This window comes from Vreelandella zhuhanensis (assembly GCF_009793355.1).
In the GTDB taxonomy this organism is placed as follows: Bacteria; Pseudomonadota; Gammaproteobacteria; order Pseudomonadales; family Halomonadaceae; genus Vreelandella; species Vreelandella zhuhanensis.
Map to the genome: position 1 here is coordinate 1 of NZ_WTKP01000016.1, position 10189 is coordinate 10189.

Here is a 10189-nt window from a genome sequence, read left to right on the forward strand (position 1 = left end):
CGACAACCAGGAAGCTGTGCTATATGCCCACTGGCTTGTTGAAGTGCAAAGCGGCCATGTTCCTTCGCCTGAATAGGTATACAAGGTTTTGTTATCGTAAGCGCTTATTTACCTGACCATCCAGTTACCGTTCCCGAGGTCGCTGGTAACTGCAAGAGGAGCAATCCATTGACTCAATTACTCACCGATACCTTCCCCAGCCCGCCCTAGCGCATTTTCCTCCTTTGCAACCTGTTCGCCAGCATTTATTCAATATCGTTCTCTTGTGACGTTTCAACCATAGAAAGCTGATGTGATGATGCGCAACTTCCACCCAGCGCGTACAACATGGGTGCGGTGCTTCACGCAGGCCAGCGAAATTGGCGGCCAATCACTTGAAACTGCACGACACCACGGTCTGTTTTTTGGCAGCCATATCGCCAGCTCAATGGCGGATTCGTCCACACGATGGACTCGGGCAATAGCAGTGAGAGACTTATCAGGATGTCCGCTCCAATCGAGCTCTCTCAACCAGATAATAGATGACCCAGAGGTGGCGCCTGATAAGAGACCGAGGGGGAAGCCGTCCAACAGCATCCTGTACGTTTCAGTGAAAGCCAAAACCAAAGTATGGGCTGAAGTATGGGCTGACGAAACACCAGACACAAAAAAGCCGCTGAAATCAGCGGCTTAATTAGAATTCTTGGCGGAGGGGGAGGGACTATCCGATTCACCGTTTAGCCCGTTGAAATGCTTGATATACGGCGGTTTCCTGATATTTTGGGACAAATCTTTGGGACAAATTGGCGGGAACCACATGGCAGATAACCTACTTTTGAAGGGCTCGACTTGGCACGTTCGTCTAGAGATACCCGCAGACGTTCGCCATGCCTTTGGCAATCGTCGGAAGCTTACGAAATCATTGAAGACAGGCAACAAAGCAGAAGCACACATCAGAAAGCTACCAGTGCTAGCGGAGTGGAAAACGGTTATAAGCAAATCAAGGAATGGAATTGATGCTGAAGAACTTGAGAATGAGTTGCATCTTCAAAAAAGGGTTAGTGAAACCCTTAACGGTTTTTTTGAATCGACATTGTTGAAGCACGTTCGCGGTGAAAAGCTTTTTACAAAAGAAAATGCTCTTAGCTTTATTAAGATTTTCGATTCAGACATTTCGATAATTTTCAAAAACAAACCTGAAGAAGCGAAAGCTTGGAGACTCAGATTTTATGAAGCAGGTAGTCGATTTTATGACCAAGAAGGCAAACAGAATACAGATTTAGTTGCCGACTTCTTAAAAACCACAGAAGAATTTTTAGTCATAAAAAATAAGTTTTTTTCTAAAAAATCTGGTTATAGCGAAAAACAAGCAAAACAGATTACTGATGTTTTCATCGAGCCAAATAGCTACTCACCGAAGTCGCCCTTTACTTCAGCACGTCTCGATGCTTTCGCTAAACATCAAATAGAAGTTAAAGGGTTATCAAAAAAGACAGTTGATAGCTATGTTTCAAAGCTAAAGGTTTTAAAAAACTATCTAGAAAAAAACAATTTAGATCTATCTTTTGAAAACTATCAGCAATTTTTAGATAGCTTAGATGAAGTTCAGACAAAAACTAAGCAAAACCATATACATTCAGGATCTGGATTTCATAAATGGGCTTCAAAATACGATCAAGACTATAAAAACCGATTTGATTCAAGAGACAACCCCTTTCTGGGGCACGAATTACCAAATAACAATAAAAAAGGCAAGAAAAAGGAAGAAAAACGATTGGCTTTCAAGGCTGAGGAAGTAAAAAAGTTATATGATATCGCTATATCGAAGCAAAAACATCAAGTCGCTTATGCTATCAAAATCGCTGGTTTAACAGGATGTAGAATTGAAGAGATATGTAAACTCAAAAAAAATCATATCGTAGCTGAAAGTGGCATTTTGAGTTTTTATATTGAAGAAGGAAAGACAGATGCGAGCATTAGAAAAATACCCATCCATCATAATTTAAAACCACTTATTGAGCAGTTAGTTAAAAATGCAGATAAAGATGGCTATTTAATTTATAGCTCAGGTGGTAATAAATATGGTATTCGCTCAGATTCAATAAGTAAGGCTTTTGGACGTATCAAAAGAGAGCTTGGATATGATTCTCGCTATGTATTTCACAGCATCCGTAAAACGGTTATTACTGCACTGCAACACAATGATGTAAAACCTTTGGTAATCGCATCTATTGTTGGTCACGAAACAGGAACAGTCACGTTTGATATATACAGTGAGGGAGCAAGTGCAAAACAGAAATTAGAGGCAATCAAAACTCTTAAAAACATTTAAATATAATTATATGTTATAATGTAGTTTCAAAAGGTGGTATTAAGCCAGCATATTGTTCCGGGCCCTTCGGCCCCTACACAAGCTGGTAAAGGGGAAATTCCCCTTTAATCCCCTTTAATCCCCTTTGTTGATGACAACACGGAAGATCCAAAAATAAAAAGGAGTTTAAAATGGATATTGAAAACGAAAAAGAAAAAAACAACAGAACAAAACTTATAAAAGTTAGGGTTAATGAAAGCGAATATCAGAAGATGAAAGAGCTCTCCACGACATACGGAAAGCCAATGGCTACCATAATGCGAGAAACGACTTTTCAAGCCTTTAAAACATCTTCTAATGGTAAGCACTGGAATATCAGGCAATCAAAGCCTGATCCCGCTTTAATTCGTGCTTTCACTGGCATAGGCACTAATCTCAACCAGATAACTAGAAACATTAACACTATTGCGAAAGAAGGCGATTTTGGTGATGTGACCGCTGTTCACTGTGAAATTGTGAAAATCAGAGAAGCCATTGAAGCTCTAATAGCAGGATTTGAGGAAGTGGAGGTGATCGATGTTAGTTAATTTCAGAGGAAGCAGTCGAAAACCGCCAAAAAACCCGCTTAGAGCCGCGAAAGGAGCTACTGGCTACCTACTTGGCAATAAAGATCACAAAGGCCAGGAGCGAGCTTTTAAGCCCGTTCTGCTTGATGGTTCACCTGATGCTTTCGAACATATTGTTGGTTATGGCAATCAAGCAGGTAAATACACTAGCGGAGGTTTATATTTTGAGGAAAGCAGAGAGGATTTAATAAAGAAGTTTGGTAGTGAGAAAGCAGTTGAGGAAAAATTACAAGAAATTATGGATGGTTTTGAAGAAACACTTTTTCCTGGGTTAGATAAGGACCAATATTGTGGTGTTTGGATTTTACACGAAGATAAAAGCAACATAGAACTCAATTTTCTTTTTGCGAAAGAAGAAATTAGAAGCGGAAAAAGTTTAACTCCTTACTATCATAAAGCAGATTTAACACGAGTTAATACTTGGAAAGATATTGTTAATTTTGAAAATGGATTTTCAGACCCTAACTCACCTGATAAAAAAAGGGCTTTTATACCTGAGTTTTTTAATGAGTATAAACCCATTGACTTTAACAGCGAAGAAGCAAAAAGAAGAGATTTTAAAAAAGAATTAACCGAAGAAATAGAAGTAATGGCTCTAAACGGCAAACTCTCAGATAGAAACGAATTAATTGATTATTTAGAAAAAGAAAAAAGTTTAGAAGTTTCAAGGCAAACGAAAACAGCTATATCAGTTATAAATCCGCTGACAAATAAACCAGCACGATTAAAAGGTGCTCTTTTTGAAGAAAAGGCAGATTATAAGCAGTTTTCAAATGATGATTACAGAAAAGAGTTAATGGAAAGATACGAGAACGAAAGATTTAAAAAAATTGAAGCTCAAAGAGAAAAATATAAAGAGCATATGGAACACAAAAAAGAACAGTTGAAAAAACAGTATAATAAGGAGATTAACTATGGACAAGTATATGCAGGAAGCGATTTCAAACTTTATGAAAGAACAGAAGAAAAGGATGGAGAACATAGAGAAAGAAAACAAGATATTGAAAAGCGAAATGAAGGAATTGAAAGAAGAAAACCAGCAACTAAGGAAAAATCAAGAAATAGCAAAGTCAAGAAGAATAAAAATCTCGAACAGTGTAAAAGAAGTTATGAAGAAGCAAGAAAAGATAGAGAAAGAACTTTCAATAGATTTTTTGGAGAAAATGGAGTATTTGGAGAGATTGTTAACGAAGTTAATAAACGATTAAAAGGAAATTTATTGATGAGGATGGAGAATTTCGATAAATATAAAAAAATAGAAAAAGAGGTATCAATGGAGACTTCAAAATCAAAAACCAAGAAGAAAAGCCAAAAAAACGACCAAGGCTTTTCAATGTAAGAGGGGCATCATTCGCCCCCTATATTAAGCATTTCTTCTTTCAATAACTCATTTTTGCTTTCAAGAATGGCTTGCTTGTTATAATACACGAAGCCATCCCCTTCCACCTTCAATACAATACCACCCTCGATTACCCTGGTAGTATCACTTGGTTTTTCACTGAATAAATCGCAAAGCATATTTTCCATATCACCACCTTAAGCTGCTGTCTTAGCAGGTGGCTTTAAATAGTCTGGGTCAATTTCAAAAGGGTCATTTCTAAAATTAGGATTACCGCCCAAGTTATCTAGTTCCCCTATAGTTTTTCTGTGAATCTTAACGTCCATTTTCCATAAAATACGGGGTGAGATTTCAATTTTTTCAAAAGCTGATCCTGATTTCTTAAAATCTATTATATGTAATTCTTTTAGCTTTTTGAAAGATTTTGAAACCGCAGATTGCTCAAGTCCTAGCTCTTCTGCTATTGCCTTTTGTGTTTTCTTTACTCTATTCATATTAACTGTGTTTTGTCTGCTTACTCTATTCGTTAAGTAGTTGTATAAAGCATTATCAGTATTGTTTATGAGTTTTGTTTTTAAAAATAAAATCTCTTTTTCAATACTTTTTCTGTGTTCGTCATCTGTTGCATTTTTCTTTTCAGACTTTAGTTGAAGTATTTTTTTCCTGATTTTTGTTTCATATTTTTCCAGTCCCATAGTATAACTCCCCTTATTTTGACCGTGAAGAAAAAATCCACGATAAAAACCACCGATTTTATTTTCTTCATTGTTGCTATTTTCTTGTTTTGTGTTATAATCATCCATATAATCTATATCCTTATTTATCAGTAATTGAAATTAAAGCACTCTTGCCCGGAGTGCTTTTTTTATTATATCACAAAAAACTAAAACTTGTAAGTCTTACAAGTTAGTTTGTAAGACTTACAAGTCTTGATTTTCATATTTCCTGTAAGACTGCTTGAATAATGACTTTTTTCAAAAACGACCTATTTATATGGTCTTTTATGCTGTGGTAATCTTGTAAATCTTACAAGTTAACTTGTAAGTCTTACAAGTCTTGATTTTCATATTTCCTGTAAGACTGCTTGAATAATGAATTTTTTCAAAAACGACCTATTTATATGGTCTTCTATGACCCTTTTTTTATTGAAAACAAGCCACAGCCCGCCAGGGCGGGCATTTTTTTGTTTTCGATCCACTCCCGCCCTTCGGTTGGGGTTATTGAGCAAGGAGGAATTGGCTTTCTCTTATGTTAATCCTTTGGCTTTCGTAATGGGAAGCAGTCTAGACAGCCAGAAACCTCTCAGAAGCTCACCTGAGCGGTTTTGTGGGCGAAAGTAATAACGAGGCAGGGTTGGGTTACGAAATGGCTTAGAACCGCTTCCAGGAAGGGTAATTTTTGGGACAAAAGTTTGGGACAAATCGAAAAACAAAAATCCCCGCAATCTATTGATTTACGGGGATTTTTTAATTCTGGCGGAGGGGGAGGGATTCGAACCCTCGAAGCCTTGCGGCTTACACACTTTCCAGGCGTGCTCCTTCGACCACTCGGACACCCCTCCGCATTTTCGCTCCGCTTTTGAGCACTTGGCTTTCTCAACGGAACGGCGCATATCCTAACGACTAAGCTACGAAATGACAAGCCTTTTCTGGCTTATGCCGGGGGTTGAGGCAGGACGGCATAATTGCCGGACGCTTCCAGGCAAAGGGTTTCGCCGCAGTAGAGCTGCTGGGTGAGTTGAATGCGTCCTTTATCCCGTTCACGCAACTGCTTTTGGAGCTGCTGTGGCCCGTCAACCTCGCTGGGCTGGCAGCGCAGACGATAATCCTGGGTCACCGGCGCCAGGAAGCGCTGCGAGGCTTCAGCGACCACCACATCCCGGGCCAGGCCCTGTTGGCGCAGCCATAGCGTGACCCAGCACCAGCCAAGCAAGGTCGCCTGGGCGGTTAATGCGCCGCCGAAACCCGTGCCCTTGTCGTTGAGATTCGGTGCCAACGCCAGCTGCCATTCAAGCCCATCGTCTTGTTGATACATAGCTTGAATACCCAGCTGCGAGACCATGGGAATCGCCTCATTCAGCCAGCGCTGGAAGGCCTTCAGGTCTTCCGGGGCTTGAGTGCTAGGCAGCGCCAAGCGTGGGTGAGGAATGCCGGGTTGGCGGCTAGTCACTGTCATGCTTAATCCCAACGTTCGACAAAGTCACTGATCTGATGGGTGGGTATTGGCTTGTGCCGCCCCCCGAGCGTGCCCAGATAAATGAAGGCCACCACCTCGTCGTCTTCGTCCAGCCCCAGGCCCTTGCGCACCGTGGGGTCGAAGGCGTACTTGCCACTGCGCCACATGGCGCCCAGACCCAATGCATGGGTAGCCAGCAGAATACCGTGAGCGGCGCAGCCGGCGGAAATCACCTGCTCGATCTTGGGCACCTTGGGAATATCCGGCGTCACCTTGGCGATGACCGCGATCACCATGGGGGCACGCAGCGGTTTTTTGCGCGCCGAATCCAGGAGCTTATCGCTGGCATGCGGGTCCTCATGAAATTCGGCTTCGGCAAACAGCTCGCCCAGACGCTCGAGCCCTTCGCCGCTGAATTCTATGAACCGCCAAGGCCGCAACTCCTTGTGATCGGGGGCGCGTAGCGCGGCGCGGTAGATGGTCTCCAATTGCTCGGGCGATGGCGCCGGTGCCCTCAACTTGCCCATGGAACTGCGCTCATGCAACAGCGTTATCGCATCCATCCTGCCTCCAGCTTGAAAGGTGATCGCGGTGTGACTTTACCCTATCGAGTTACTGTCTCGCCAGGCGTAGCGGTTCAGGCGGTCGTTCGCCGGGCGTTGCCCGCCAGGGGCTGATATCCAGCCCGCCACGGCGAACGTAACGCGCCAACACCAGCAGCCGTTCCGGCTTCGCTCGCGACATCAGGTCACAGAAGATGTGCTCGACACAATGCTCATGGAAATCCTGATGCTGGCGGTAACCGATGATATAGCGCAGCAACCCTTCACGTTCGATTTTGGGGCCGCGATAGCGGATCAACACACTCCCCCAGTCGGGCTGGCCGGTTACCGGGCAGTTGGACTTGAGCAGGTGCGAATAAAGCGTTTCTTCGACGATGGTGTCGCCTACCTGCAAGTGCTCTGCGCTGGGCGTGTAGTCGCTGACTGCAATATCCAGCCCATCCAGACACTCCCCAGGCAGTGGGCGCGGCGTCAGCGTCTCGTCGTCCACATCGACTAACTCTACCCTCACCGGAGCGCGAGCGGCCACGCCAAGATCCTGCTCCAACATCTTGATGACCGCATTACGGTTTTCAAAACAGGTCTGGTTGAAGCTGTTCAGGTAGAGTTTCCAGGACTTGGACTCGATCAGATTGGGCGAGTCGGCCGATAACCGGAAGCGTGCCACCGCCACCAGCGGTTTGCCGCGAGCGTTGAGCCAGGACATCTCGAAGGCATGCCATTCATCCTCGCCCACGAAAGGCAAGTCGCCCTCTTCAATACCCAGTGGCGCGCGATTGGCAGCACGCGCAATGGGGTACAGCAAGGCGGGATTATAACGCTCCGGGTAGGCGGTATCACGGCCCAAAGGAGCATTCGCCAGTGTATCGGGACGCTCATGTGTCATGTTCAACTCCTGATGCCTTTGCCGCGCTCCAACATCCACAGGGCCACGCCGAACAGCACCGTAATGAAAGCAAAGATAGCAGTCAGCGCCCAGCCCACGGGGATATCCGAGACCCCCAGGAAGCCATAACGGAAGACGTTGACCATGTAGAGGATGGGGTTGAGCATCGACACGCCCTGCCAGAAATCCGGCAGCATGGAGATCGAGTAGAAAACCCCGCCCAGGTACGTCAATGGCGTCAAGATAAAGGTCGGCACGATGGAAATATCATCGAACTTATCAGCCAACAACGCATTAATGAACCCACCGATCGAAAACAGCGCGGAAGTCAGCACCACCACCAGCACGGTCAGCCAGGCATGCTCGACACTCAATCGGGTGAAAAACAGCGAGACCAGGGTAACGATCAGCCCCACCCCCAATCCTCGCGACATACCACCCAACACGAACCCCATCAAAATGGTCCAGTTAGGCATCGGTGAAACCATCATTTCTTCGATCGAGCGCTGAAACTTGTTGGAAAAGAACGACGAGGCCACATTGGAATAGCTGTTGGTGATCACCGCCATCATGATCAAGCCCGGAACGATGAAATCCATGTAGCTGAAGCCATCCATCTCACCAATGCGCGAACCGATCAGGTTGCCGAAGATAATGAAGTACATGGTCATGGTGATGGAAGGTGGAAGCAGCGTTTGCGGCCAGATTCGGGTAAAACGCTTGATCTCCTTGAGCACCAGCGTCCACAGGGCGATCAGTGTCTGACGGGCATTCATGAGCGCACCTCCGTGTTCTGACCGCCTTTGACCATCGACACAAACATCTCCTCAAGGCGGTTACTGCGGTTACGCATTGAAATTACCTGTATTCCCTCTTCACTAAGCACCTTGAACACATCATTCAAGCGCTGCCCACGATCGATCACGACGGCCAATTGCGTGGGCTCCACTTGGTGTATCTCGTAGCCTTTTACCTCAGGTAGCTTCTCAATGGGGTGGGCCAGATCCATCAGGAAGGTTTCGGTATTAAGCTCCGCCAATAGCTCGCGCACCCCGGTGTTACGGATGATATCGCCGTTATTGATGATCGCCACATTGCGACACAGGCTTTCGGCTTCTTCCAGATAGTGCGTGGTGAGAATGATGGTGGTGCCTTCCTCGCGGTTGATACGACGCATGTACTCCCACATGCTGCGGCGTAGTTCGATATCTACTCCGGCAGTCGGCTCGTCCAGAATCAACAGCTTGGGGCGGTGCATCAGGGCGCGAGCAATCATCAAACGTCGCTTCATGCCACCGGAAAGCATCCGGGCGCTGCCGTGGCGCTTGTCCCACAGGCTCAAATCCTTGAGCAACTGCTCGGCACGCGGCAAGGCTTCGGCACGTGACATGCCGTAGTAGCCGGCCTGAGCGTGCACGATGTCTTCGACCTTCTCGAATTGGTTGAAGTTGAATTCCTGCGGCACCACGCCAAGATGGTATTTGGCCTTGGCAAAGTCCTTGTCGATATCGATACCGAAGATCGTTACCCGGCCGGCGGTTTTCTGCACCAGTGAGCAAACCACTCCCAGCGTGGTCGATTTACCCGCGCCATTGGGGCCCAGTAGCGCAAAGAAATCGCCCTGCTCGACATCCAGGTCAATACCTTTGAGCGCGTGAAATCCATTACCGTAGACTTTGGTTAGCCCACGGATGGACAGTGCCGGTTCGGCCATGAACATGTCCTGTCAGCAAAAATTATCAGTCGGAATCCTGAATATCGGGGCATAACAGCCATTTTCAAGCCATGCCCGCCATGTTACTCGAATCGTAAATACGCGAAATGTCCCGCTAACCAGGGGGGTCAGCAAGAGAAAAAAGCAGGGAAAATGATAGGATACTGCAGAAGAACAAACGTTATATTTGGCGCCTGGAGCGGGAAAGGAGATTCGAACTCCCGACCCTCGCCTTGGCAAGGCGATGCTCTACCACTGAGCTATTCCCGCAACGCGAACTGCTTGTACTTACAAAGGGTACTTGCAAAGACGAGATGGCGTCCCATAGGGGGTTCGAACCCCTGTTACCGCCGTGAAAGGGCGGTGTCCTAGGCCACTAGACGAATGGGACATAATCAAGAAGAAACTGGAGCGGGAAAGGAGATTCGAACTCCCGACCCTCGCCTTGGCAAGGCGATGCTCTACCACTGAGCTATTCCCGCGCTGTTTCTACTGGGTATTGCAGTTTCTCGTAGCCGGAGTGGCGTCCCATAGGGGGTTCGAACCCCTGTTACCGCCGTGAAAGGGCGGTGTCCTGGACCACTAGACGAATGGGA

Annotated in this window: 10 protein-coding genes and 4 tRNA genes; 3 read left to right on the forward strand and 11 right to left on the reverse strand. The window is 45.8% G+C overall.

What is annotated here, in order from left to right; genetic code table 11:
* Positions 1-796: 796 nt before the first annotated feature.
* From GPM19_RS15015 to GPM19_RS15025, 3 genes are all read left to right on the forward strand, one after another.
* Positions 797-2311: a tyrosine-type recombinase/integrase gene (locus tag GPM19_RS15015; RefSeq protein WP_160419831.1), complete on the forward strand. Its 1515-nt coding sequence runs from the start codon at positions 797-799 to the stop codon at positions 2309-2311.
* Positions 2312-2481: 170 nt separating this feature from the next.
* Positions 2482-2877, forward strand: coding sequence for a plasmid mobilization protein (locus GPM19_RS15020; protein WP_160419832.1), 396 nt, complete (start codon positions 2482-2484; stop codon positions 2875-2877).
* Positions 2867-4255: a hypothetical protein gene (locus GPM19_RS15025; protein ID WP_160419833.1), complete on the forward strand. Its 1389-nt coding sequence runs from the start codon at positions 2867-2869 to the stop codon at positions 4253-4255. The genes GPM19_RS15020 and GPM19_RS15025 overlap by 11 nt, the downstream gene beginning before the upstream one ends.
* An 8-nt stretch (positions 4256-4263) precedes the next feature.
* Here GPM19_RS15025 and GPM19_RS15030 read toward each other — a convergent pair whose 3' ends face one another.
* The 11 genes from GPM19_RS15030 to GPM19_RS15080 all read right to left on the reverse strand — a co-directional run bounded on the left by GPM19_RS15030 (position 4264) and on the right by GPM19_RS15080 (position 10075).
* The gene (locus GPM19_RS15030) at positions 4264-4443 is read right to left on the reverse strand and encodes a hypothetical protein (protein WP_160419834.1); all 180 of its coding nucleotides are present in this window, start codon (positions 4441-4443) and stop codon (positions 4264-4266) included.
* Positions 4444-4452: 9 nt separating this feature from the next.
* Positions 4453-5058 (reverse strand): replication/maintenance protein RepL, encoded by a 606-nt coding sequence (locus GPM19_RS15035; RefSeq protein WP_160419835.1) that lies wholly within the window; start codon positions 5056-5058, stop codon positions 4453-4455.
* A 670-nt stretch (positions 5059-5728) separates the two neighbouring features.
* A tRNA-Ser gene (locus GPM19_RS15040) sits at positions 5729-5816 on the reverse strand.
* 92 nt (positions 5817-5908) lie between these two features.
* Positions 5909-6430 (reverse strand): YiiD C-terminal domain-containing protein, encoded by a 522-nt coding sequence (locus GPM19_RS15045; protein WP_160419836.1) that lies wholly within the window; start codon positions 6428-6430, stop codon positions 5909-5911.
* 2 nt (positions 6431-6432) lie between these two features.
* Positions 6433-6993 carry a nitroreductase family protein gene (locus tag GPM19_RS15050; RefSeq protein WP_160419837.1) on the reverse strand — a complete coding sequence of 187 codons (561 nt, stop codon included), beginning with the start codon at positions 6991-6993 and terminating at the stop codon, positions 6433-6435.
* Positions 6994-7042: 49 nt separating this feature from the next.
* Entirely contained in the window at positions 7043-7879 is an 837-nt protein-coding gene (gene queF, locus GPM19_RS15055) for an NADPH-dependent 7-cyano-7-deazaguanine reductase QueF (RefSeq protein WP_160419838.1), read from the reverse strand.
* A 2-nt stretch (positions 7880-7881) separates the two neighbouring features.
* Complete coding sequence (locus GPM19_RS15060; protein WP_160419839.1) at positions 7882-8655, reverse strand: ABC transporter permease; 774 nt, start codon at positions 8653-8655, stop codon at positions 7882-7884.
* Positions 8652-9593, reverse strand: coding sequence for an ABC transporter ATP-binding protein (locus tag GPM19_RS15065; RefSeq protein WP_160419840.1), 942 nt, complete (start codon positions 9591-9593; stop codon positions 8652-8654). The genes GPM19_RS15060 and GPM19_RS15065 overlap by 4 nt, the downstream gene beginning before the upstream one ends.
* Before the next feature lie 195 nt (positions 9594-9788).
* Positions 9789-9863 (reverse strand) — tRNA-Gly (locus tag GPM19_RS15070).
* A 45-nt stretch (positions 9864-9908) separates the two neighbouring features.
* Positions 9909-9984: transfer RNA gene (locus GPM19_RS15075), tRNA-Glu, on the reverse strand.
* 16 nt (positions 9985-10000) lie between these two features.
* Positions 10001-10075, reverse strand: a tRNA-Gly gene (locus GPM19_RS15080).
* Positions 10076-10189 lie beyond the last annotated feature (114 nt).

What these genes read in the sequence shown, in the direction of transcription:
- GPM19_RS15015 (WP_160419831.1), top strand. Translation starts at nt 797, where the DNA reads ATGGCAGATAACCTACTTTTGAAGGGCTCGACTTGGCACGTTCGTCTA.
- queF (WP_160419838.1), bottom strand. Translation starts at nt 7,879, where the DNA reads ATGACACATGAGCGTCCCGATACACTGGCGAATGCTCCTTTGGGCCGT.
- GPM19_RS15065 (WP_160419840.1), bottom strand. Translation starts at nt 9,593, where the DNA reads ATGGCCGAACCGGCACTGTCCATCCGTGGGCTAACCAAAGTCTACGGT.
- GPM19_RS15045 (WP_160419836.1), bottom strand. Translation starts at nt 6,430, where the DNA reads ATGACAGTGACTAGCCGCCAACCCGGCATTCCTCACCCACGCTTGGCG.
- GPM19_RS15025 (WP_160419833.1), top strand. Translation starts at nt 2,867, where the DNA reads ATGTTAGTTAATTTCAGAGGAAGCAGTCGAAAACCGCCAAAAAACCCG.
- GPM19_RS15060 (WP_160419839.1), bottom strand. Translation starts at nt 8,655, where the DNA reads ATGAATGCCCGTCAGACACTGATCGCCCTGTGGACGCTGGTGCTCAAG.
- GPM19_RS15030 (WP_160419834.1), bottom strand. Translation starts at nt 4,443, where the DNA reads ATGGAAAATATGCTTTGCGATTTATTCAGTGAAAAACCAAGTGATACT.
- GPM19_RS15035 (WP_160419835.1), bottom strand. Translation starts at nt 5,058, where the DNA reads ATGGATGATTATAACACAAAACAAGAAAATAGCAACAATGAAGAAAAT.
- GPM19_RS15020 (WP_160419832.1), top strand. Translation starts at nt 2,482, where the DNA reads ATGGATATTGAAAACGAAAAAGAAAAAAACAACAGAACAAAACTTATA.
- GPM19_RS15050 (WP_160419837.1), bottom strand. Translation starts at nt 6,993, where the DNA reads ATGGATGCGATAACGCTGTTGCATGAGCGCAGTTCCATGGGCAAGTTG.